Origin of the sequence: Chamaesiphon sp. VAR_48_metabat_403, from assembly GCF_031422475.1 — a bacterium.
GTDB lineage: Bacteria > Cyanobacteriota > Cyanobacteriia > Cyanobacteriales > Chamaesiphonaceae > Chamaesiphon.
Genome location: NZ_JANPLS010000212.1, coordinates 1 through 23325, shown reverse-complemented (window position 1 = coordinate 23325; position 23325 = coordinate 1). Strand labels below are relative to the sequence as shown.

21 protein-coding genes are annotated in these 23325 nt (G+C 44.1%); 15 read left to right on the top strand and 6 right to left on the bottom strand.

The window, feature by feature from the left end; translation table 11 throughout:
- The 4 genes from RMO79_RS10005 to RMO79_RS09990 form a co-directional block, all read left to right on the top strand.
- Window positions 1–579, top strand: a 579-nt coding sequence (locus RMO79_RS10005) for a glycosyltransferase (protein WP_310482997.1), incomplete at its 5' end; no start/stop codon positions are given.
- Window positions 580–651: 72 nt separating this feature from the next.
- Window positions 652–1983 (top strand): flippase, encoded by a 1332-nt coding sequence (locus RMO79_RS10000; protein WP_310482996.1) that lies wholly within the window; start codon window positions 652–654, stop codon window positions 1981–1983.
- Window positions 1984–2035: 52 nt separating this feature from the next.
- Window positions 2036–2968, top strand: coding sequence for a glycosyltransferase (locus RMO79_RS09995; RefSeq protein WP_310482995.1), 933 nt, complete (start codon window positions 2036–2038; stop codon window positions 2966–2968).
- Between the two features lie 8 nt (window positions 2969–2976).
- Window positions 2977–4233, top strand: coding sequence for an O-antigen ligase (locus tag RMO79_RS09990; RefSeq protein ID WP_310482994.1), 1257 nt, complete (start codon window positions 2977–2979; stop codon window positions 4231–4233).
- A 28-nt stretch (window positions 4234–4261) separates the two neighbouring features.
- On the opposite strand, the gene RMO79_RS09985 is transcribed toward RMO79_RS09990, so the two are convergent.
- Entirely contained in the window at window positions 4262–5338 is a 1077-nt protein-coding gene (locus tag RMO79_RS09985; protein WP_310482992.1) for an acyltransferase, read from the bottom strand.
- Window positions 5339–5468: 130 nt separating this feature from the next.
- Here RMO79_RS09985 and RMO79_RS09980 point away from each other — a divergent pair, with 130 nt between their 5' ends.
- From RMO79_RS09980 to RMO79_RS09965, 4 genes are all read left to right on the top strand, one after another.
- Complete coding sequence (locus RMO79_RS09980; protein WP_310482991.1) at window positions 5469–6689, top strand: glycosyltransferase family 4 protein; 1221 nt, start codon at window positions 5469–5471, stop codon at window positions 6687–6689.
- 12 nt (window positions 6690–6701) lie between these two features.
- Window positions 6702–7475: a WecB/TagA/CpsF family glycosyltransferase gene (locus RMO79_RS09975; RefSeq protein ID WP_310482989.1), complete on the top strand. Its 774-nt coding sequence runs from the start codon at window positions 6702–6704 to the stop codon at window positions 7473–7475.
- Window positions 7476–7626: 151 nt separating this feature from the next.
- Entirely contained in the window at window positions 7627–8805 is a 1179-nt protein-coding gene (locus RMO79_RS09970) for an endo-1,4-beta-xylanase (protein WP_310482986.1), read from the top strand.
- 117 nt (window positions 8806–8922) lie between these two features.
- Window positions 8923–11238 carry a polysaccharide biosynthesis tyrosine autokinase gene (locus RMO79_RS09965; protein WP_310482985.1) on the top strand — a complete coding sequence of 772 codons (2316 nt, stop codon included), beginning with the start codon at window positions 8923–8925 and terminating at the stop codon, window positions 11236–11238.
- Between the two features lie 46 nt (window positions 11239–11284).
- On the opposite strand, the gene RMO79_RS09960 is transcribed toward RMO79_RS09965, so the two are convergent.
- A complete protein-coding gene (locus RMO79_RS09960; protein WP_310482984.1) occupies window positions 11285–11563 on the bottom strand; it encodes a hypothetical protein in 279 nt (92 codons plus the stop codon).
- Window positions 11564–12017: 454 nt separating this feature from the next.
- On the opposite strand from RMO79_RS09960, the gene RMO79_RS09955 reads away from it, so the two are divergent.
- From RMO79_RS09955 to RMO79_RS09935, 5 genes are all read left to right on the top strand, one after another.
- Window positions 12018–13829: a hypothetical protein gene (locus tag RMO79_RS09955; RefSeq protein ID WP_310482983.1), complete on the top strand. Its 1812-nt coding sequence runs from the start codon at window positions 12018–12020 to the stop codon at window positions 13827–13829.
- Window positions 13830–13863: 34 nt separating this feature from the next.
- On the top strand, window positions 13864–15072 hold the full coding sequence (locus RMO79_RS09950; protein WP_310482982.1) for a glycosyltransferase family 2 protein: 1209 nt from the start codon (window positions 13864–13866) through the stop codon (window positions 15070–15072).
- 100 nt (window positions 15073–15172) lie between these two features.
- The gene (locus tag RMO79_RS09945) at window positions 15173–15526 is read left to right on the top strand and encodes a hypothetical protein (protein WP_310482981.1); all 354 of its coding nucleotides are present in this window, start codon (window positions 15173–15175) and stop codon (window positions 15524–15526) included.
- 124 nt (window positions 15527–15650) lie between these two features.
- On the top strand, window positions 15651–16760 hold the full coding sequence (locus RMO79_RS09940; protein WP_396136565.1) for a DUF3326 domain-containing protein: 1110 nt from the start codon (window positions 15651–15653) through the stop codon (window positions 16758–16760).
- Window positions 16761–16841: 81 nt separating this feature from the next.
- Entirely contained in the window at window positions 16842–17429 is a 588-nt protein-coding gene (locus tag RMO79_RS09935) for a CPBP family intramembrane glutamic endopeptidase (protein WP_310482980.1), read from the top strand.
- 47 nt (window positions 17430–17476) lie between these two features.
- Here RMO79_RS09935 and RMO79_RS09930 read toward each other — a convergent pair whose 3' ends face one another.
- The 4 genes from RMO79_RS09930 to nagA all read right to left on the bottom strand — a co-directional run bounded on the left by RMO79_RS09930 (window position 17477) and on the right by nagA (window position 21037).
- Window positions 17477–18208 (bottom strand): ABC transporter ATP-binding protein, encoded by a 732-nt coding sequence (locus tag RMO79_RS09930; protein WP_310482978.1) that lies wholly within the window; start codon window positions 18206–18208, stop codon window positions 17477–17479.
- Between the two features lie 163 nt (window positions 18209–18371).
- Entirely contained in the window at window positions 18372–19112 is a 741-nt protein-coding gene (locus tag RMO79_RS09925; RefSeq protein ID WP_310482977.1) for an ATP-grasp domain-containing protein, read from the bottom strand.
- An 8-nt stretch (window positions 19113–19120) separates the two neighbouring features.
- Window positions 19121–19861 carry an ATP-grasp domain-containing protein gene (locus RMO79_RS09920; RefSeq protein WP_310482976.1) on the bottom strand — a complete coding sequence of 247 codons (741 nt, stop codon included), beginning with the start codon at window positions 19859–19861 and terminating at the stop codon, window positions 19121–19123.
- A 15-nt stretch (window positions 19862–19876) separates the two neighbouring features.
- Window positions 19877–21037: an N-acetylglucosamine-6-phosphate deacetylase gene (gene nagA / locus RMO79_RS09915; RefSeq protein ID WP_310482975.1), complete on the bottom strand. Its 1161-nt coding sequence runs from the start codon at window positions 21035–21037 to the stop codon at window positions 19877–19879.
- A gap of 151 nt (window positions 21038–21188) precedes the next feature.
- On the opposite strand from nagA, the gene purE reads away from it, so the two are divergent.
- Together purE and RMO79_RS09905 are read left to right on the top strand one after the other, a co-directional pair.
- Window positions 21189–21707 (top strand): 5-(carboxyamino)imidazole ribonucleotide mutase, encoded by a 519-nt coding sequence (gene purE / locus RMO79_RS09910; RefSeq protein WP_310482974.1) that lies wholly within the window; start codon window positions 21189–21191, stop codon window positions 21705–21707.
- A 325-nt stretch (window positions 21708–22032) separates the two neighbouring features.
- Window positions 22033–23325: hypothetical protein (locus RMO79_RS09905; RefSeq protein WP_310482972.1), on the top strand; the 1293-nt coding region annotated here is incomplete at its 3' end.

Sequence of the window (23325 nt, the reverse complement as noted above, 5' to 3'; positions counted from 1 at the left end):
CCAATTTTTACTACCGATTTAATTGCTAAATTTCAAGAACCGATCGATTGCGATTGGCTCTTAGAAAATCGCATTCCTGCGATCTTGGGTGTCGGTAGATTGAGCCAGCAAAAAGATTTTGCAACGCTGATTCGATCGATCGCGATCGTCAGGCAAACTCGTCCAGTCAGACTGATAATTTTAGGACAAGGTGAAGAATTACTACATTTAGAAAATTTAGTAAAAGAATTAGATCTCGTCAACGATGTGGTTTTTCTTGGTTTTGTTGCTAATCCTTATGCATATATGTTCAAAGCTCAAATGCTAGTCATGTCTTCCGTCTATGAGGGTTTTGGGAATGTCTTGGTTGAAGGAATGCTCGCAGGCACCCCAGTGGTTTCTACTAATTGTGAAAGTGGGCCATCCGAAATTTTAGCTGATGGTAAATATGGAAATTTAGTCGCTGTCGGCGATGCGAACGGTTTGGCAACAGCAATTATTAGCACCCTAAATAATCCCCCAGATCCCGACATTTTAATTAGAAGGGGGCAAGAATTTTCGTTGGCCGCCGCACTAGATAAATACCATCAGTTTCTCTAACCCATTTATCAATTTTGAACTTATTTAATATTAAATTTAATATGAAATAGAACGAATTTTACCTTAAATAAAATGTTAAATAAATTAAATACTAAAATTAAAGATCTTAGCCCCAATATCCGCAACATTATTGCGAACATGGGATGGCTGGTCGGCGGACGAGTTTTGCGGGTAATTATTAGCCTCTTTATTGTGGCTTGGATGGCTCGTTATTTGGGGACAGAAGGATTTGGTACGCTCAACTATGCGATCGCGCTAATATCGATTTTTGCGAATGTCGCCGAAATGGGTTTGACTCATTTTGTGGTGCGCGATGCGATTCACGAACCAGATCGTCGCTACGAAATTCTGGGTACAGCTTTCGTACTGCGATTATTTAGTGGCATTGCCTCATTTTTATTGGTAATTACCACAATTTTTTGGTTGCGTCCCAACGATCCATCCGTGCGGGCGATCGTCATTATTATGTCGAGTTCGCTATTATTTCAGAATTTTAGTGCGATCGATGCTTGGTTTAGCTCCCAAGTGAAATCAAAGCATACAGTGGTGGCGAGTAATGTTTCTTTTATCCTCATGACTTTAGTCAGAGTTGTATTATTACAAACTAATGCGCCTTTAATTGCCTTTGCCTTTACAGTACTAGCTGAAGATATTATTGGAGCGATTAATTTAGTTATTGCTTATCAAAAAACCGGACAAAAGATTCAGAATTGGCGAGTTAATTGGTTGCGTGCTCGTAAATTACTAGACGTGAGCTGGCCGCTAATTTTCTCTAATTTATCGGTGATGATTTATCTATATGTCGATCAAATTATGCTCGGTCAGTTAGCAACTGCCAAAGCGGTGGGCATCTATGCCGTAGCCGTGAAAATATCCGAAAATTGGGGATTCTTAGTATTAACAATTACCCGATCGGTCACACCACACATTATTGAAGCTAAAAAAATTAGCGAACAACTATATTATCAAAGGTTGCAAAATATTTGCAATCTATCGGCTGCAATCTTTTACGTTATTGCAATTACCCTTACCTTTTGTTCGCAGCCGCTGATCGTTCTACTATTTGGTCCAGAATATGCCTCGGCGGGAATCGTCTTATCGATTCATATTTGGTCTTCAATTTGGATGTTTTTTGGTAATATTAAACAGATTTGGATCGCAACTGAAGAACTCGCTGGATTCGCGTTAACTGCCAGCTTTATGGGTGCAATTATGAATATCGGTCTGAATTTTTGGCTGATTCCTATTTATCAAGAAGTTGGTGCAGCGATCGCCACAGTTATTTCTTACACTTTTACAGATTATGTGATGTGCTTTATCTACCAACCCGCTCGTAAATTTGGGTGGGTAATGACTAAAGCGTTAGCTCTGAATATATTCGCGCACAAGTCATCTACTAGCTAATTGTCATCAGACAAACGATTGATGGTTACACTAATTATTTACTTAAATATTTATGCCGGATTTAAAATCGCCACTAGTGAGTATCCTGATTAATAATTATAACTACGGACGGTTTCTCACCGCCGCGATCGATAGCGCGATCGATCAAACTTATCCCCACATCGAGATTGTCGTCGTCGATGATGGCTCTACCGATAATTCTCACGATGTTATTGCTAGCTACGGCGATAAAATTCTCCCCATCATCAAGTCAAATGGCGGACAAGCTTCCGCTTTTAATACCGGATTTGCAGCCAGTCATGGAGAAATTATCTGTTTTTTAGATGCTGACGATATTTTTTTGCCGCACAAAGTTGCCGAAATTGTCAAAATCTTTACCGCAGATGTCGAGATAGGTTGGTGCTTTCACGCTCTCAACTTCTTTGGCGATAGCAGTCAGAAATTTGAATCTCAGCATAATTGGTCTTCCGGTAAGTACGATCTCCGGGAGATAATTAAGGGGGGTAAATTGAGAGGGAAAATGCCCGATATCAATTTGGCAACTTCGACTATGTGTTTCCAGCGCGAGCTGCTAGCACAGATACTACCAATGCCAGAAGCGATTCGGATTACCAGCGATGATTACATCAAATATCTAGCGATCGGATTAGCCCCCGGATTTGTCTCGATTGCCGAATTAGCACGCCAACGGATTCACAATAACAACGCTTACACATTAAGAACCGATCGAGATAAACAAAAATTATTTGCTAGAATTAATATTCTGACTGCCTACTGGATGAAATCTAATTTCTCATCGATCGTCTCAAAATTCTCTAATAATATTTTTGCTTATGCAATGAGTATTTATTGGCTCAACGGCGGGATTGAATCAGAATCCCAGGAAACGATCGACAAATACTTAGACGCACTGACTATCCCTGAAAAAATTGAGGTTTATGCCAGAATTATTTTTAACTATATGAAATATCGCTATTCATCATAGAAGTAGTTATGAAGAAATTTTTTATCTTTGAAAAAATATTTACGATCGGTGCCATGCTCCACTATGCTGGGGTACCGTTAATTTTACTCTTGTCTGGTGGTGTCAGCGAAGGTGACGATGAAACCACGATCGATTTGGCGGCCATCAATCAAGTCTTTTTGATTGTCTACTTTATTAGTTTGTGTTTGCTATTGTTACGCTGGAAACAAGTTCTACCAGTTATGTCGAAAGGTGGCATCTTCTGGTTGCTATTTGGATTGGCAGCGGCTTCATTTTTTTGGTCTTATTCGCCAGAACTAACCAAAACTCGCATAGTGGCATTGTCTGGCACGATGCTGTTTTCACTCTATCTTGCCAGCCGCTACACTCTCAAAGAGCAATTACACCTCTTAGGCTGGATGTTTGGCATCGCGATCGTTAGTAGTATTATTTTTGCGGTATTGTTACCGAAATTCGGTCAAATGGGTGGCTTTCATGCCGGAGCTTGGCGGGGAATCTACAACCATAAAAATGGTCTGGGTAAAAATATGGTGCTCAGTGCCGTGATATTTTGCCTGCTCGCACTCTCAGCTCAAAAACGCAGGTGGCTGATGTGGAGCTTAGTGGCTGCATCTGTCCTGCTAATTATCCTCTCCCGATCGACATCATCGATCGTCAATCTCTTAATTTTGTTAGGTATCTTAGCAATTTTACCCGTACTGGGATGGAACTATCTATTTGTAGTGCCGATCCTGATTGGCATTTCCGCTATCGGCGTTATCTTATATTTATTAGTAACCAGTAATGCCGAGCAAGCTGTCGGCGCGTTGGGAAAAGACTTAACACTCACCGGACGCACCAACTTTTGGCCGTTGGTATTGGATAAAATTTGGGAACGACCGTGGCTTGGATATGGATTTGGAGCCTTTTGGCAAGGCTTGGAAGGGCCTTCGGCTTACGTCTGGAACGCCTCTGCTTTCAAAGCACCTAATAGTCATAACGGTTATTTAGATCTGTGTACCGAGCTGGGTTTCGTCGGACTTTCGCTGTATGCGACAGCTTTTATCACTAGTGTTCGCAAAGCACTCGCCAATATCCGCAGACTCAAGACTCCAGATACATTTTGGCCGATTACGATCTTCGGGATGATTATTCTTTCCAATCTCACCGAAAGCGCGCTCGTGCTTCAAAATAACTTTTTATGGGTGATGCAAGTATCGATATTTTTCTCGATTTCGCTACCACAGCCAATCCCAGATCGAGACTTGGCGGTAGTGAAAATATAGGGTATATCTACCAATAAAGATCGACTTCTCAACTAACTTTTCCCCGGAAAGCTTTAATTATCGGTCGTTCGATCGCATTGTAAACAATACAACCAAATCCAATACTCAGACCGACAATTACCAACGAAATTGCGATGTATAAAATGTTATCGGAGCGCAAAGATAATAAATTACTTTGATACTTTTGTGCGAACTTTAGATAAAGTCTCGTAATATTGTTTAAAATAAACCCATGCGTCAAATAAATTGAGTATGAGGCATTGCCCAGATAAATTAAGAAGGGAGGAACTTTCAGGGGTGTAGATTTTTCGATAATTACCGATCCGACGATGAGCAATGCAAATGGAATCCCGTAAATTAAGGTAGCGACATCTGATGATATCGCAGTTTCATTGTACTTGGTATTAAAAATCGCTACTGTCAACATGCTTAAAGCAACACCGACTAAAAACTTACCATTGAGTGCGGGAGATTTTGATACTATATATGCAGCAAGACAACCAAAAATGAATTCTAAATTCCGCATATTAAAGACAAAGCTTAGTAAAAAAACTCGCTCTGTCGGCAATAAATCAGCAGCATTCGCTAATAAGCCAACGATCCAAATTCCGCCAACTAACTTAGAAATATCCGACTTTAGTAAAATTAGTAATCCAAATAATATATAAAAGAAAATTTCATAAGTAAGCGTCCAACTCACTCCGATAAAATTAGTTAAGTTAGTCCCTGGCTGAGGTACCAGTAGGAAAATCTGAATAAATCTCACGAAACTAGTTTTAAAAATCTCACTATTACTATCTCCAAATAAAGATAATAATATCTTTGCGAATAAGACCAGCCAATATAAAGGGTAAATCCGCAAACACCTTTTAGTAATAAAAGTTCTGAACTGACTGGGACGACCGAGATCGGCTTGATGGATATAAAAAATAATAAATCCACTCAACACAAAGAAAAAATCAACACCAACCCAACCGAAATGAAATATTTTTAGCGAGCCATCTTGCTGTAACTCCCGATCGAGAATAATATTTGCATGGTGCAACACGACCAATACCGATGCTATCCCTCTGTATAACTGTAATGAATTGAGTTGTTGTTTCATGTATACTTACAAACTGTGTCAAATCTAGATTCGATCTAAATGGTAAATTGCCGATCTTTTTACATTCAAATTATGTCAAACTGTTTACATCATAAAGTAGCGATCTCGATCGCTACAATATAGCTATCATATGAAAAATTTTAATAATAAAAGAAAACCGACGCTCGACGTGCTCATGCTGGGTACTGGGTTCGATATTCAAGGTGGCATCACTTCCGTTCAAAAACTGATTATCGACGCTCACGCACGCAAACAAATCGGGTTTAGTAATGGCGATTCGCGTCAACTAAGAATCCATCACGTCCCGACGATCGTTCGAGGTTCTGCAATGCAGAATATCATTGTATATGTCAAATCAATTCAGCATTTATGCTGGAAAATATTACGTCAAGAAGTAGATATCATCCATATTCATTTTGCCGAGCGAGGTAGTACGCTGCGGAAATCAATTCTCATTGCGATCGGCATCCTGTTTCGGAAATCGATCGTGCTGCACGCACATGGAGCCACCTACCAAGAATTCTACGAGAAATTGCCGAAATTTCTCCAGCAAACCATCGCTTTCCTGTTCGGGCATTGTAGCAAAACGATCGTCCTCTCCCATAGTTGGCGAGATTACTACATTAACAAACTGCACTTAAATCCCGATCGAGTTGCCGTTTTGTACAATCCCGTCAGCGTGCCCCCAGCCGTTCCCAATCGATCGGGACGCGATCTCTTAAAATTTGTCTTTCTAGGTCGGATTGGCAAGCGAGGCGGCCCGATGGACTTAGCAAAATCGCTGATCTCCTTCCCCAAGCAAGACAAAGGTGCTTTCGATCTGATCGAAGCATTTGCCCAGCTACCAGCCGCCGATCTCCAACGCGTCGAATTGATTTTAGCGGGTAATGGCGATCTCGAATCCGCCCATCGGTTAATTGCTAAATTAAATTTGACAGATAAAGTCTCGATTCTCGAATGGCTCGATCCAATTCAACGCGACGAATTGCTAGCGACAGCCGATGCGTTTATTCTGCCTTCCTATAACGAAGGTTTGCCCATGTCGATGCTCGAAGCGATGGCGTGGGGTTTACCCACGATCGTCACTCCAGTTGGTGGCATTCCCGAAGTCGTCCGTCACAACCGCAATGGGTTATTAGTCGAGCCAGGAAACCTGCCGCAATTAATTCAAGCAATGCAACAGCTCATTGGCGATGAGGCGTTGAGACTCTCCCTCGGACGGAGCGCGCGCCATAGCGTCGAACATCTAGATATCGACAATTACATCAATTCACTGTCCCACCTCTATGCGACGGTGGCTACCAAAACTCAAGATCTCGATCGACCCATGCATTCCAACGAAATCGTCTAACGCATAACCCCCATGAAACTACCAATTGAGGACATACCACCATTAGCACATCGCCGCATTATTGGAATGCGGGTAGATGCCACCAGCTATGAAGATGCGACAGATCGGATTATCACCTGGTCGCACCAAGGAGTGGGTAGATATGTCTGTGCGGCTAACGTCCACATGGCAATGGAAACCCACGACAGCCCCGAATTTGCCCGTATAGTCGATCGCGCTGAATTAGTCACCCCAGATGGAATGCCCCTAGTTTGGGGCTTGCGCGCCCTGGGGATCGATACCGCGACGCGAGTTTGCGGCCCAGCTCTAACTTTAAGTGTCTGTCAAGCCGCCGCCCAAATGCACGTCCCGATCGCCCTGTACGGCGGTACGCCAGCAAGTCTGGTCGCTTTTACCGATTTTTTAGTCAATAAGTTTCCAGGCATCGAAATTGCTTGCCAAATTTCACCACCCTTTCGCGAACTCACCCCCGCCGAAGATCTCGCCTACACCGAGCAACTCGTGGCATCGGGAGCGCGAATTTTATTCGTCGGGATCGGTTGTCCGCGTCAAGAAATTTGGATGGCGAAACATCAAGATCGAATCCCGGCGGTCATGCTCGGTGTCGGCGCGGCATTTAATTTTTATTCCGGGCGCGTCAAACAAGCTCCCGTCTGGATGCAGCGAGTCGGTTTGGAGTGGTTCTTTAGATTGCTAATGGAACCGCGCCGCTTGTGGAAGCGATATTTCAAACAGAATCCCCGCTTTATATTCTTATTCTTGCAGCAATTACTTAGTGCTAAGTAGGTTTTAGGTTTTAGGTTAGATGGTGTTTTTTGCAACAGCGCAAGCAATACCCGTGTGAAATATATTCACTATCCACTACTCACTATCCATGACCTAATTTATTACCGAAAATAGGATAGATCTAGCTAGTCCGCGATCGCTTAACGAAAATATGGTGAAAATTTCTCTGCGCCGTTTGTACTCTCGGCGACACATCCTCAATTTAGGGACGAGCGCGATAACTGCGCTGACAGTTGTGTCATTAGGTCAATTACCCGCATTAAGCTGGCTGATTTATCCATTTAAAGATCTGCAAACTGCCAAAGGTAGCAATCGTCGGTTTAGCGTGACAGGCAAACAATCGCTCCGACAAAGAGCGCGTGCTAAGGGCTTAATTTATGGTGCCCTGCCGCATGTCGATAGCCCTGTCTTCGATCCCAATCCGATGATGAAGTCGGTTTTCGCTCGCGAATTCGGTCTAATGGTAACTGGATTTTATTGGGATGTCGTGCAGCCGAGTCCTAACAGATTTAACTTTACAGAAATCGACTATTTTGCTAAGTTTGCTGCGGCAAATAATATGTTGATGCGGGGACATCCTTTAGTCTGGAGTAATTCCTTACCAGCATGGCTTAAAGATACCCTCAATCGCCAAAATGTCAAGCAAATTTTGACCAGTCACATTGAAACTGTGGTGAAGCGTTATGCGGGCAAAATGCATTCTTGGGATGTCGTTAATGAAGCGATCGATATCGGCCCGCGTCCCGATAATTTAACCAAAAATATTTGGGTCGATTTATTAGGGCCAGATTATATTAAATTGGCTTTTGAAATTACCGCTCGTGCCGATCCGAAAGCATTACTAGTTTATAACGAGACTAACCTCGAACATAAAGAATCTCAACAGGTTGCCGTCCTCAAACTCCTTACGCAACTCAAAGCTCAAGGTACGCCCATTCATGCATTGGGGATTCAATCACACTTGAGCGGCGATCTCGATTACAAAAATATTCCTAAATTCCGGAAATTTCTGCGGAATGTTGCCAAGTTAGGTTTGAAAATTATGATTACCGAATTAGACGTAATCGATCGCGATTTACCGACAGATCCCGAATTACGCGATCGATTAATTGCAGGCGTATACGAAGATTATCTCACCACAGTATTAGCCGAGCCAGCCGTCATTGCCATCATTAATTGGGGCTTTACCGATCGCCATACCTGGATTCCTGGCTACGCGCCCCGTAAGGACGGTAGCGATGTCCGTCCGTTGCCATTCGATCGAGATTTAAGACCTAAATTAGCCTGGAATGCGATCGCTCGTGCGATCGATCGATCTCCCCGCCGCTAATCGCCAAAATACTTAATTATTAGATCTCAGTCCCGATCCCCTATTATTTAAGTAGGTATTTTAGCGGATTCGCCTTGTGAATTGTTTGTTATAATAGCAGATTATATAGAAGTTTTTATGGATTCCAAAGAAGCGATCGACTTAAATTTAAGTCAATATTTATTAGCAGTAAAACGTCATTGGCTACCTGCGGTTAGTATCTTTGCTTTTACATTTGGCTTGAGTATTTTTGCCGCTCAATTCTTGAAACCATCTTATCAAGCAGAAGGCAGATTATTATTCAAAAATTCTACCTTTAAATTAGTCGGTTCGACGCTGACATCTGGTGCTAGTGAAGGAGAATCGGGCGATTTAAGACCGTTGGTAGCCACGCAAAACCCGATCGTGACCCAAATGGAAGTAATTTCATCCAGACCCTTAATTCAGAAGACAATCGATCGACTCAAGCTCACCAGCAATGGCAGTCAGCCATTAGATCCTGCCGCTCTCCAAGCTGGTTTGACTGCTAAAATTGTCGGTGGCTCGGATATCGTACAAATTAATTATAAAAATCGCAATCCTAAAGAAGCCGCTCAGATTGTCAATACATTAATGGCTGTTTATTTAGAAAACGATATCGACACCAGTCGCTCCGAAGCCGAAGCGGCGCGTAAATTTATGGATCGGCAACTACCCCAAACTCAAGTTGCCGTTACTAATGCCGAAATAGCATTACGTAAATTCAAACAGAAACATAATATCGTCGATTTAGTTGAAGAATCCAGATCGGCGGTGGAAACTATCGGTGAATTAGAAACTAATATCAATAATACTCAGGCACAACTAGCAGAATCTAACGCTCAAAGAGCGGAACTCCGAGCCAAAGTTAATTTAGATTCACAAGCAGCTATGTCGATTAGTGCCGTCAGTCAATCTACCGCAGTACAAGGAATTCTAACGCAGCTCCAAGATGTAGAGCGACAGTTGGCAACAGAAAGCAGCCGATTTTCTAATGACAACCCCATTATTATTAGTCTCAAAGAAAAGCAAGCTAAGTTAAAAACGCTGCTTGCTAGGCAAATTCAGACCACTGTAGGCGATCGATCGCCAGTGCCACAGGGGGTATTACAAATTAGCGGACTCAAACAAAACCTGATTAGCGACTTATTAAAAGCTGAAGTTCAGCAAACTGGACTCGTCAAAAAACTCTCATCGTTGCAAAATTCTCGCATCGCATATCAAAAACGAGTCAGTGAGATTCCACAATTAGTTCAAAGCCAAAGACAACTAGAACGGCAGGTAGAAGTATCGCAATCGACCTATCAAAATTTATTAAAAAAAGTTCAAGAATTACAGTTAGCTAAAAATAAAAATATCTCTAATGCCCGCATTATTGCTAGCGCGATCGCGCCTGACAAACCAGATGCAGGGATGAAGCCAGTTGTCGGCAGTTTGGGGCTACTGTTGGGCGGATTGTTAGGTACTAGTGCGATCGCTTATTTAGAACTCCGCGATCGATCTCTCAAAACTATTAAAGAAGTAGAACGGGCATTTGGCTATACATTACTAGGGATAATTCCGGCAAGTAGTAAACACCAAAAACGCAGCTTAGATCGCCATCCGATCGCCACAACGCTCGAAGTTGCCGTTAGGGATACCCCCCAATCATTAACGAGCGAAATGTCGCGGACGATTCAAGCCAATCTGAGATTTATTAATGCCGATCGATCGCTAACCACGCTGACAATTACTAGTGCAGTAGCTAACGAAGGTAAATCGAAAGTAGCGGCTAATTTAGCTGCGGCGATCGCAGGTTTGGGACAAAGAGTATTATTAATCGATGCCGATTTGCGCGTGCCATCTCAACATAAGTTCTGGAAACTACCGCTTAAAAAAGGCTTGAGCGAACTAGTCAGCGGTAAATCTAAATTTAAGTTTCAACAAGCTGCATGGACGGTAATGGAAAATCTCGATGTCATTACCGCCGGATCCAAACCTGCAAATTCGCTCTCTTGCCTGGAATCTCCCCAAATGAAGCGACTGATTCAAGAGGCTTCGGCTTTATATGACTTCGTAATTATCGATACGCCACCAGTACTAGTCGCCCCCGACGCACTAACTGTAGGACAAATTAGCGATGGCATGTTAGTAGTCGCACGCCCTGGGGTTATCGATGCCAATAGTGCCAGCGTCGCACGCGAAAAGATCGTCATGTCTCGGTGTGAGGTGTTGGGCATCATTGTCAATGGCACGATCCAAAAATATGAAAGCGAAGATCCTTTCGCCTCGACGCGCGAATACTTTAGCGACGAGCCAGAGACAGAAGCACCCTGGATCGATTACATGACCCAATTAGGCGAAACGATCGCCGATCGATCGCGACAAGATAGCAAATTTACCGATTCATTTTTATCGACAACCATGTTGGGCAGTGCGGACGATTCCAAACCTTAAACATATATAGAATATCATCTAGAGAGTTTGAGGTGTGTGTTGTCGATTAAAGGATTGGGTTATTTCCTTCGCCAGTGAGATGGCGCATGATGGTAGCGAATTTGAGGTTCATCTCTTCATACTGTCGATCGATCTTGGCTTCTAGAGCATCGAACCGTGTATCGATCTGGGCTTCTAGTGCATCCATCTCGTCGTAGACTCGGTTAAATGAGTCATTAAGTTCGCTTGCTGGCATTTGGGTGTCTTCAAGGCGGCGTACTCTGCGATCTAGTCGTCTAAGTGCCCGATTGGTATCGTTGTCGTCTGGTTCTCTAGCTTGAGTCATGATGTCTATAAGTCTATAGACGATTATACAGAGGGTTCTATATGTTCGCTGTGCTGTGGCTTCTCGACTATCCAGTCATCTGGGAGGTCTAATTTTGACAGCTATTGCGATCGTAATGCAAACTTTTGAAATTATGTCAACGATCGCGATCGCTATTAATTTGGTATTTTTAGGTTGTAAACGATCGGACTTACAAAGATAGCGAATTTTAATAAACTTTGATGATGCCGATCGCACATTAACTTGAGAGAATTAGCCGATCTCAAGCCTAGTTTTATCGATTATAATTACCAAATGCCCGTTACCGATCGAATTCACGGTGTAAATTTTTACTGAACATCGCTAACAATATTCTCGCAATCGATCGAACTGTGGCTGATGCATATTTCTGGAAGAATAGAGCTAGAGATCGGATACTTAGTTGCGATTGTTACTAGTCAATAGGTATTGATAAATGAATTTAAAACAAGGTCAATTTTATGCTAAAACCGAGCGGGTTAGAGATTTAGAGCTACCTAAGATTGCGATCTTTTTACTATTTGCCGCGATCGTGTGGATGGCAAATTTTTGGCACTCTGCTAGTTTTGGTTTGTACGAAGATGATTGGGTTAGGATTCCCACGATCGTCGGCTTGAGCTGGGGAGAGTTAATTCACAAAGTTATTTTCGATACGGGTTTTCAAGGTCGGCCATTTCATGATGGTTTGATTTATTTATTTTCGTATGTAGGTCTAAAGCTAGGCGGGCTAAAGTATGCATATGCGATCGGGTTTGCGATTGTAACCATCAATGCTTACTTATTTTATCTATTATTAAATAAAGTCTATGACAACCGAGTCTTTGCGCTAACGGGAGCGATCTCGTTTTGTCTATTTCCGGCTGACTCGACTAGAGATTATCTAACTCACTCTCTAGGGGTTCAACCTTCAATCTGTTTCCTGTTGACGGCTTTTCATTGCTACATTGCTGGTAGAAAAAAACTATCGTATTTAGTCGTCTTTTTATGCTTGATTGCCTACGAGCCGATCTTTACCGTTTTTCTCATCGCGCCCTTATTTGCTAAAAAATGGGATGCAAAATTACCAAAAGATTTACTAAAGCACGGTTTAATTCTAGTCAGCGTCATTATCTGCGCGGGAATCCTCCGCAAGCTAGCCAGCGAAAATCAAATTTCTAACTTTAGTCCCCAGTCGATCGCGCTATTATTTATTAATCCGATCGTCGGCCCGATGACTAGTTTGGCAATGCTAATCTATCGACCGATCGAAACATTGTTCCAATTTAATGGCGAACTCTGGCTATTCTGCGTGCCATCTTTCCTCGTTTTGAGCTATCTCCTGACTTCTATAAAACTCAATCCCTTAGATAAAACATTTAGCCTCCGTACCTTAATTAAAGCTAAAAGATTTGCCAAAATTCCCGATTTTTTCAAACCCTATGCCAAGCCGCTAATTACTGGCTCGATCGCGTTAGTGTTAGCTTATCCCCTTGCCATGACTACTTTTGGATTTGCTATTAATGGTCGCACGGCACGAGTTCATGCAGCGGCGGTAATTGGCACTTCAATCTTAGCAGCTTGTATCTGCTCGGCGATTTTATTAACAGCCAGTAAATACGATAAAAAGCGATTGGCAGTATTCGGACTAGCCGGATTTTTTACTCTTTTAGTCGGATTTGGAGTCAGAGTTCAGCAAGACTACCAATTAATGTGGCAACATCAACGCGGCTTTTGGACAGATGTCGTTCGGCTGTGTCCCGATTTAACCGATGGGACGACAATTTTAGTCGAACCTAGTGGCTTAATCGATACCAGACAACCGATTCCCTTCCGCGAATCGAGAGGAGTTTCCAATCCCAAACAAATTAAAGGACTCGAATGGGAACTCCCCCATGTTTTGGCACATATTTACAAATTCCCCACGACATGGAAATCAGTTCCTCAAGCTTACCGACTACAATCAAATTGGCAAGAGCAAATCGTATCGAAGCAGAACTTATTTCATATTAGTGCTGCCGTACCTTGGATAAGCGAAGAAGAAACCAAACGGGAAGTCGAGAGTAATAATGTCATTTTATTAGAAACCAAAAATGGCAAACTAACTCGGCGAACAGAGCCGCTAGTATTTGGGGAACGTCAGTTTAAGCTCAAACAACTATCGCCGACAACCTCACCCGCACTCGAACAAAAATACTTTTACAACTATCTAATTCAAAGTCCTGACGAAAAGCCAATTGATTACTTAATCAGTTCGACAGCTACCAAGTAATAAATAAAGTGCCCCTACCAGCCTAAAATTTCTCATGAGCGATCGTACCACCAATTTGTTGTTACCCAATCCTTCCGGCTCGTTAGCCATTCCCGAACGACCGTCAGGAGCTGCTGCAAATCTCCAACCCGTTAAGTTCTCGCTGATAATTCCTACCTTTAATGAAAGTCAAAACATTGAAGACATCGTGAGTATTTTGAGTAAAATACTCGATCGCACCATTCCCCAAGAGTACGAACTAATTGTCGTCGATGACGATAGTCCAGATCGCACTTGGGAATTAGCGAGTGCATTAATCCCTCAGTACCCTCAATTACGCGTTATCCGCCGCGAAACAGAGCGCGGACTATCAACAGCAGTAATTCGTGGTTGGCAAGCCGCACAAGGCGAAATTCTGGGGGTAATCGATGCCGATCTCCAACACCCGCCCGAAATTTTAATTCAACTGTGGCGGGAGATGGAAAAAGGAGCCGAATTAGCAGTTGCTAGTCGCAACGTCGAAGGCGGCGGTGTCAGCGAATGGAGTATGGCGCGGCGATTTCTCTCGCGCGGCGCGCAAATATTAGGCTTGGTAATTTTACCAGAAGTCATCGGTCGCTTGTCCGATCCAATGAGCGGTTATTTTATGGTACGGCGGAGTGCGATCGCCGATAAACCACTCAGTCCCGTCGGTTACAAAATTTTAATCGAAGTAGCCGCCAGAGGACGAATTCGCTGGATTTCTGAAACTGGATATGTGTTTAGAGAGCGGGTGGCGGGTGCGAGTAAAGTTACCTGGAAACAGTATATCGAGTACATTCAACATTTAGTTAAACTGCGCTTCTCATTATGGCCAGTTACGCGCTTTCTCCGCTTTGGAGTAGTAGGGTTTAGCGGCGTTTTCGTCGATATGGGCATATTTTATCTGTTAAGAACGGTATTGGGTCTAGCGTTAACTCGCAGTGCAATTTTCTCTTCGGAAATAGCGATTATTAATAACTTCTTGTGGAATGATTTGTGGACTTTTGGCGATATTTCCAGCAAACAACAGGGCAATCGCAAACGGTTGCGAAGATTTCTAAAATTTAATTTAGTCTGTATGGCTGGATTGATTTTGAATGTCTTAATTGTCAATTTCTTGTTTAATATCGTCCATGTTAATGAATACCTCGCCAAATTAATCGCGATCGCGATGATTACTTTTCTCAATTTTTGGTTGAATGTGAAGCTCAGTTGGCGAGTTACCGATACCGATAAAGAATAGACTTCCTGTGAAAATCAGGGGATAAGGGATAGGTATGTTTGGCATAAAAATACCCAGCGGATCGTTGGGTAAATTTTATCGATGGGAGGATAATTTCATTGTGACTGGAGCAACCTCAGTGAGTCAAGGACTAGTATTTTTAATTTTGTTAGGTGCGGCTGTCTTAGAAGCTGGGGGCGATGCGTTGGTGCGAAAAGGGTTGCAGAGTCGCGGGCTGGTACATCAAGTTGAATTTATTTTACTCGGTGGTTTGACGTTATTAGGCTATGGGATTGTGGTGAACTTACCTGCGTGGGATTTTGGTAAGTTATTGGGGATTTACGTCAGTCTGTTTTTTCTGGTGGCTCAATTAATTAATTATTTTGGATTCGGTCAAATACCTAGCATTTCGATCTGGGTCGGAGGTGCTTTAATTGTCACAGGTGGTTTGGTAATTACATTCTGGAGCGTTTGAGTTTGTAGGGGCAGGTTTATGTCGGCATTAATATAAATTGATGCTAGCGATTCTGGTGCATGAATACGACCGCTAAACTAGATGTAAGTGGCTGGGGTTGAATCGTTGGCGAATTTGCCCGATTATGAATACAGCCACTCGCGATCGCCAAGTTTTTATGTCCACTTGTCCTTACACAGTAGTTCTAATCGTCCCCACTGGGATCGGTGCGGCAATGGGAGGCTATGCTGGGGACGCTTTACCCATCGCCAAAGCAGTTGCAGCTAGTTGCGATCGGTTAATTACCCATCCGAATGTGATGAATGGGGCGCAATTGTACTGGAGTATACCCAATGCGTTGTATGTTGAGGGTTACGCGCTCGACAAATTTGCCACAGGTAGTTGGGGTTTACAACCCGCGCGGCGCAATCGAATCGGGATTGTATTCGATCGCGCGATTCCCGAAGATCTCCGCATCCGACATCTCCAAGCCGCAGATGCCGCTAGAGCGACGCTAGGATTGGATTTAACCGATTATGTCGTTACAGATTGTCCGTTAGGGGTAGAACTGCGTACGGCGTCTTCTGGAGCCTCCTGGGGTACGATCGAACGACCGGATAGTCTGTTGCGTGCAGTGGATAAATCGCTGACTCAAACTGGAGCGAATGCGATCGCTGTAATTGCCCGTTTTCCCGACGATCCGGGGGCGACAATTTTGCACGATTATCGACATGGTACGGGTGTAGATCCCTTAGCTGGAGCCGAAGCCGTCATCAGCCATCTCGTCGTGCGGACGTTTAAAGTGCCTTGCGCGCACGCTCCCGCACTCTCGCCACTCCCGATCGATCCAGACATTTCTCCCCGATCGGCAGCGGAAGAATTAGGTTATACTTTTTTGCCCTGTGTATTAGTCGGATTGAGCCGCGCGCCGCAGTTTTTGGTGACGGGGGGACGGGGAGACGAGGGGACTGGGGGACGGGGGGGGATCTGGAATGATGAAGTTGATGCTGTGATTATTCCTGAATCTGCCTGTGGTGGGAGTGGCTTAATTAGCTTTGCCAAATCGACGCATACTAAAATTATCACCGTAGCTGAAAATCAGACGCGGATGTCAGTATTACCAAAAACGCTCGGTATTCAATCGATTGCGGTAAAATCGTACTTAGAGGCGATCGGTGTCATTACCGTCGATCGTGCCGGGATGAGTCTCGATAGTTTCTATCCCCAGATCGATCGACTCAAAGAATGTCAATAAGAGGTCTACATCTAATTTACAACTCTATCCCACTATTCCCTATTCCCTATTCCCTATTCCCTATCCCCTATCCCCTAAGCAATGAGTAACTCCCAGAATCCAGATATCGAACCCCTGTCGCGAATCCAGATTCTGATTGCGATGGCGGTGACTGCCATAATTTTATTTGGAGTAGCTCGGCTGTGGCTGTATTTAGGCGATTTTCAGTTGCGTCCGCTGTCATTAACGCTAACAGATTTGGGATTCGGGATTGCGTTAGGATTGGGATTGACCGGATTGAGTACGATCGTTTATGCCGCGTGGGGTACTTATCGCGAAAGTGCGGATTTTTATCTATCTTTGGTGTTAAAACCCTTAGCGATGCCCGATGTCATCTGGCTGGGAATTTTACCTGGCTTGAGTGAAGAGTTATTATTTCGGGGCGTAATGTTACCCGCGATCGGCTTAGATCCGATCGGGATTGTGTTATCTTCGCTTTGTTTTGGCGTATTACACATGACTAACGCCCAACAATGGCCGTATGCAGTCTGGGCAACGCTTGTCGGTCTATTACTCGGCTTTACAATGGTCGAAACGGGCAATTTATTTATCCCGATCGTGGCTCACGTTACTAATAATTTTATCGCAGGTTTGACCTGGAAATTAGGGCAGTTGAAAGTTAAAAGTTGAAAGCGTAATAAAGAACAATTCACTAGCCACTATTCACGACAATAGCTTTATCGGTGTCCGCCGACACCTAAATAGGTTTCTATTACCTTAGGATCTTTGAGTAAATCGGCACCGATCCCTTCATGCTTGACAACGCCAGTATCTAAAACATAACCCCGATCGGACATCGCTAGGGCTTTTTTAGCATTTTGCTCGACTAGCACTATCGCCGTACCATTTTCATTAATCGCCCGAATTTGCTTGAGTACATCGGTAACCAACGCGGGAGAGAGTGCGGCGGATGGCTCGTCGAGTACTAATAATTCAGGATCGAGCATTAACGCCTTACCCATCGCCAACATTTGACGTTCGCCACCAGATAGCGTCCCCGCACGCTGCTTGCGCCGCTCGGCGAGGCGGGGAAACATCGTAAATATTTTCTGTTTGAGCTGCTGAAGATCGCCAGAACGAATGAAACCACCCATTTCTAGATTTTCTTCGATCGTCAGTGACTTAAATACATTCGAGATTTGCGGAACGTAACACATCCCTCTTTGCACGATTCGATCGGATTTTAACCCACCAATCTCTTCGCCTTTAAATGTAATCGTGCCGCTATTGGGTGTCAGTAGCCCAAAAATTGTTTTCGCCAGTGTCGATTTTCCCGCACCATTCCCGCCAATTACGGCTACCAGTTCGCCCGGTTGAACGACAAAGTTAATCCCATTGAGAATATCCGAGCCGGGAATATAGCCAGCACGGACATCCTGAACGACTAATAGGGGGGCATTTGTGAGCATTTGTGGGGTCGATCGATAGTGGTTACTCAATTTTAGTGGAAAGAGTCTCTTCAGATGGTAAATTTACAGACTTTTGGCGATCGAGTCAATTGTGTTCGCCTCTTGCAGGGACAACATCCCTAGTGAAGCAGGGGAAAGAGGAAAGGGGAAAGATGCGATCGTGTTAATAAATAGAGTAATCTCTAGATCCGGTTATTTGCGCCCACCTAGAGGCTAACAGCCGCGCGTAATCTGGTGGGAATAAACCGTAAGCCCCAATTGAATATCCATCATTAATTTCAATTAATAAAGTTTCGCCCTTATCCGTCACGCCAAAATCGGCGGCATATCCCGCTGGAGCGGAAGTATAAGCCGCGATCGCATTTTCGATAATTTCCGAGTCGAAATGTATTCGCCAATCGCCAGCATAAGATTTCACGCCGAGGATTTCGCCATAACGCACGAAACATCGCCATTCTGCTAATAATTTAACTGGTTCCGAACACCAAATTTCGGTATCTTCAAATTCATCGCCGCAACTAATTAAATCTTTGATACTGCTAAGAAGTCTACCTTTGAATTTTTTTGGTGAGGTTACTGGTTTGATAAAAATGTTCCATAGTTCTGGATGTTTGGCAATATAATTAATCTGCGATCGCCAGACCTTGCGCCCTAAAAATTCTGATAACTCATCTGGATAATTAACTGCATCTGGCAAGGTAATTTTCAGCTTTAATAATGCCGTATGTACGGTTTCAATAAATCCGACGACTACATCTTCCGGCGTTAGATCTCGTAACAGGGGATTATCTGACTGTCTGAATGGTAAAATCTCCCATCCCATCTGTCGAAAGCCATCATAGGCGATCGCGCAATTAGTATTAGCAAATTCACCATATTTATCTTTGAGAATATAGACTTTCATATTTCTGGCTAATAAATAGAGTAATCTCTAGATCCAGTGATTTGCGCCCATCTAGATGCTAATAACCGCGCGTAATCTGGGGCAAATAAACCATAAGCCCCGATCGCATAACCGTCGTTGACTTCGATTAATAAAGTTTCGCCTTTATCCGTTACTCCAAAATCGGCTGCATATCCAGCCGGAGCAGAAGTATAAGCCGCGATCGCATTTTCGATAATTTGCGAGTCAAAATGTAGCCGCCAATCGCCATAGTAAGATTTCACGCCAAGAATTTCACCATAACGAACGAAACATCGCCATTCGGCTAAAAACTTAACTGGTTCCGAACACCAGATTTCGGTATCTTCAAATTCATCGCCGCAACTAATTAAATCTTTAGCACTCGTTAATAAGCGTCCGGTAAATTTCTTGGCAAGAGTGGTCGGTTTAATAAAAATATTCCACAGCTCTGGATGTTTGGCAATATAGTTAATTCGCGATCGCCAAATCTTCCGTCCTAAAAAACTAGTCAATTCATCGGGATAATTAATTTCTGGCGGCGATTCAATGCCTAAATGTAATAGTGCGGCATTTGCATCTTCAATAAATCCTACTACCACATCTGCTGGTGTTAAATCTCGCAAGCACGGACGATCGAGCCGACTGAAAGGCACGATTTCCCAACCCATTTTCCGAAAGCCATCATCAGCGGCAGCACAATTGACGCTAGCAAAATCGCCATTTTTGTTTTTGAGAATGTAGACTTTCATATTGTGAAAATAAATCTATATTTTAAGTCTGCTCCAAGTTAATTCATTATCTCGATCGCAGTGCCAGCGCAATAAATTCGCCGATTGTCCCAGATAATTATCAGATAAGCCAATTGCTCGACGGGGTGCGGTAGTGGCTAGATCGATCGCATTATCTACATCGCAAATATCCCATTTCACCAAATTTTGCACGCCGACTAACAGCGATCGAGTCGTCCCCGACAGCGTACCATCTGGTAATCTTGCCGTACCATCGATAACTTCAATTTCGCGATCGTCCCAGGGATATTTACCATCGGGTAATCCTAACGGCGACAAAGCGTCGCTGACTAGAAATAAACCTTCGCCATATCTCCCCGCACGCATCAGAATTTTTAACATCGCTGGATGAACGTGCTGTCCGTCGGCAATAAACCCACACTGGACGTGCGATTGAGTCAGTGCTGCTCCCAATAGTCCCGGTTCGCGGTGGTGCAATCCTGGCATCGCATTAAAAGCATGAGTCACCATCGACGCGCCGCCAATAAATGCCTGCTCTGCCTGCTCGAAATTCGCCTGTGAGTGCCCTAAGCTGACAATAATGCCCAAAGACCTCAGATAAACGATAACTTCGCCTGTCGGGTCTAATTCTGGGGCGAGGGTAATTACTTTAATCGTCTCAGCATATTTACTGACAATACTTGTAACAAATTTTAAATCAAGATTCAGTAAATATGCTGAAGAATGGGCACCGCGTTTTTGAGGATTGAGAAATGGCCCTTCAAGGTGAACTCCCAACACGCGAGCGTTACTGGCAGGCTGATGCGCCATGAATTGGGCGAAGACAGCTAACGATCGATGGATATTCTCGATCGAGGTCGTGACGATCGTCGGTAAAAATCCGTCTATGCCTTGCTCCCAGAGGAAATCGCAGATCTGGGTTAGTTTGTCGAAATCGCTCATTTGCACGTCAGGGAATGCCAGTCCCAAGGCTCCATTAATCTGGAGATCTACTCCACCTAACGAAATCCAATCGCCGCAGATGTCTAGGCTCGGTAAATCCGCTGCCAGTAACCGTTGACATCTGGTCTGCCGGAGGCAATCGGCAATCGCGCTAATCTTGCCATTCCGAATCTCGATCTCCCAGATGCCAGGGAGTTTGGGAATGCGCGCGTTGGTAATTTGACAATCTTTCATAGTGGTAGCTGCTGGACGATGGGATCTGTCGATCGTTAATATACCAATTTGGATCTAGTCTTTGAATTTTTCATCGCGATTGCCCTCATCGATGCCATATGATGCTCGTAGCTTAAAGTTACAAATTGCCCCCTTTTGCCCTCTTTAACTTATGACATTTCCCCTGATTGGCATCATTATGGGCAGCGATTCCGACTTACCGACAATGAAAGCCGCGATCGAAATCTGCGAACAATTTGAGATTCCCCATGAAGTCGCGATCGTCTCCGCACATCGCACCCCCGAACGGATGGTAGAATACGCCCAAACCGCCCACCAACGCGGCTTAAAAGTAATTATTGCAGGTGCGGGTGGCGCGGCTCATTTACCCGGCATGGTGGCCTCTTTAACCCCATTACCCGTTATCGGTGTACCCGTTCAGACCAAGACCTTGCAAGGCGTAGATTCACTCTATTCGATCGTCCAAATGCCCGCAGGTATCCCCGTTGCGACAGTCGCGATCGGTAATGCTACAAATGCCGGACTATTAGCCGTCCAAATCCTGGCAACTCAAGACCCAGAGCTGTTAGCTCAAGTAGTGTCCTATCGACAAAGCCTCAAAGAAATGGTGCTAGATAAACAGGCTAGGTTGGCAGAGATCGGCCATCGCACTTATTTAGGCAAAGAGTAGCGCGATCTGTTGGACTTCTCGATCGAAATGTAAGTAATGATACATTTTTTTTAATCTAGCTTGCGTAGTCTTAGATTTATATAGCTTCAGCTAGCTTATAGCAATGGTTTTCAGGTTTACCTGCGCGACTTTAAATCGCAGTTTTACCTTGAGCTAAATTTTAATCTGAGGATCTCAGGTTGCTACCAAACATAGTTCGCTCGGCGATTGAGAACTTCAACATATATTTACTTACCAACAGGTGCATTCTACCGATTTAATTTCCCCATTCTGCATTTAAATATCTTTACTAGTATCTGTTTTCCGCTCTCAGAGGCATAATTTAATGAAAGTCAGCAAAGGTAGATTTAACGGTCGAGCGTCCCGTCCATTCGGTTCCTCACCCGATTTTGGTTTAGTGAGTAGTAAAATACTCCAGCGATCGATCGCGAATTGTGCGGGTTTATTGACAAAAGTTCGAGATCTGGTGACAAATCCCCAGCAAAAAGTCAATTCGGGATTAGAGCCATTACCAACTCACAGCCGCAGCGGTCGCAGACTCGATAATTGGAGGCGATTGGGTCAAAGATTACAAGAGCCGGAATGGCGGAGGTATGGTTACTTGTTGCTGTTCTCTAAGTTTGTGGCGATTTTGGTGCTAGCTTTTGTGGCAATACCGATCGTCGCACACTTTGTCGGTGCGCCCGTGCTAGCCGCAGACCCGGTCGTCAAGGCTAATGATATTGTCAATCCGATCAATACATTATGGACTCTACTTGCCGCATTTTTAGTATTTGGGATGCAGGCGGGATTTACGATGCTGGAGGCGGGATTCTCTCGCGCTCGTGAAACTGTCAACGTGTTGATGGAATGCATCGTTGATACCTGTCTGTGCGGCATTCTATTTTATGCGGTCGGTTTTGCCTTTATGTTCAGTACTGGCAATGGTTTTATTGGTGGCAATTGGTTTTTCTTGCAAGGTGCGCCAGCAACTTATCAGTCTACAGGTGTTGCCTTCTTAGCTTTCTGGCTATTTCAATTCGCCTTTGCAGATACCTGCTCGACAATTACTTCAGGAGCGATGCTCGGTCGGACGGGATTTGTTGGCGATCTGCTTTACAGTACTGGCGTTTCTGCCTTTATCTATCCGATTATCGGGCATTGGGTCTGGGGGCCAGATGGATTTCTGGTATCGATGGGTAGTGAGAATAACTTCTTACCCTTTGTGGGTACTGGTTTTCGTGATTTTGCTGGGTCGGCGGTGATTCATACCGTTGGCGGTGTAATTGCCCTCACAGGTGCGATCGTGCTGGGGCCTCGCCTCGGTCGGGTATTCAAGCGAGATGGTGGCGGCCCGATGCTGCCTCACGATTTGACGATCGCGGCAATCGGTGGTCTGATTCTATGGTTTGGCTGGTATGGTTTTAACCCTGGCTCTACACTGTCGGCGATGGATTTTCAGGGGACGGCACGAGTCGCCGCCAATACCACCCTTGCTGCTTGTGCTGGTGGACTATCAGCCATGTTCGTTGGTTTTCCCAAGACCAAGAAATGGGATCTTAGCTACACGGTGAATGGATTTTTGGCTGGATTGGTGTCAATTACTTGTCCCTGTTATTGGGTAAGTCCATCAGGTTCG

Bases quoted from the DNA above. Each gene is read 5' to 3' on its own strand.
- RMO79_RS10000 (WP_310482996.1), top strand. From the start codon at position 652: ATGTTAAATAAATTAAATACTAAAATTAAAGATCTTAGCCCCAATATC.
- RMO79_RS09995 (WP_310482995.1), top strand. From the start codon at position 2,036: ATGCCGGATTTAAAATCGCCACTAGTGAGTATCCTGATTAATAATTAT.
- RMO79_RS09990 (WP_310482994.1), top strand. From the start codon at position 2,977: ATGAAGAAATTTTTTATCTTTGAAAAAATATTTACGATCGGTGCCATG.
- RMO79_RS09985 (WP_310482992.1), bottom strand. From the start codon at position 5,338: ATGAAACAACAACTCAATTCATTACAGTTATACAGAGGGATAGCATCG.
- RMO79_RS09980 (WP_310482991.1), top strand. From the start codon at position 5,469: ATGAAAAATTTTAATAATAAAAGAAAACCGACGCTCGACGTGCTCATG.
- RMO79_RS09975 (WP_310482989.1), top strand. From the start codon at position 6,702: ATGAAACTACCAATTGAGGACATACCACCATTAGCACATCGCCGCATT.
- RMO79_RS09970 (WP_310482986.1), top strand. From the start codon at position 7,627: ATGGTGAAAATTTCTCTGCGCCGTTTGTACTCTCGGCGACACATCCTC.
- RMO79_RS09965 (WP_310482985.1), top strand. From the start codon at position 8,923: ATGGATTCCAAAGAAGCGATCGACTTAAATTTAAGTCAATATTTATTA.
- RMO79_RS09960 (WP_310482984.1), bottom strand. From the start codon at position 11,563: ATGACTCAAGCTAGAGAACCAGACGACAACGATACCAATCGGGCACTT.
- RMO79_RS09955 (WP_310482983.1), top strand. From the start codon at position 12,018: ATGAATTTAAAACAAGGTCAATTTTATGCTAAAACCGAGCGGGTTAGA.
- RMO79_RS09950 (WP_310482982.1), top strand. From the start codon at position 13,864: ATGAGCGATCGTACCACCAATTTGTTGTTACCCAATCCTTCCGGCTCG.
- RMO79_RS09940 (WP_396136565.1), top strand. From the start codon at position 15,651: ATGAATACAGCCACTCGCGATCGCCAAGTTTTTATGTCCACTTGTCCT.
- RMO79_RS09935 (WP_310482980.1), top strand. From the start codon at position 16,842: ATGAGTAACTCCCAGAATCCAGATATCGAACCCCTGTCGCGAATCCAG.
- RMO79_RS09930 (WP_310482978.1), bottom strand. From the start codon at position 18,208: ATGCTCACAAATGCCCCCCTATTAGTCGTTCAGGATGTCCGTGCTGGC.
- RMO79_RS09925 (WP_310482977.1), bottom strand. From the start codon at position 19,112: ATGAAAGTCTATATTCTCAAAGATAAATATGGTGAATTTGCTAATACT.
- RMO79_RS09920 (WP_310482976.1), bottom strand. From the start codon at position 19,861: ATGAAAGTCTACATTCTCAAAAACAAAAATGGCGATTTTGCTAGCGTC.
- nagA (WP_310482975.1), bottom strand. From the start codon at position 21,037: ATGAAAGATTGTCAAATTACCAACGCGCGCATTCCCAAACTCCCTGGC.
- purE (WP_310482974.1), top strand. From the start codon at position 21,189: ATGACATTTCCCCTGATTGGCATCATTATGGGCAGCGATTCCGACTTA.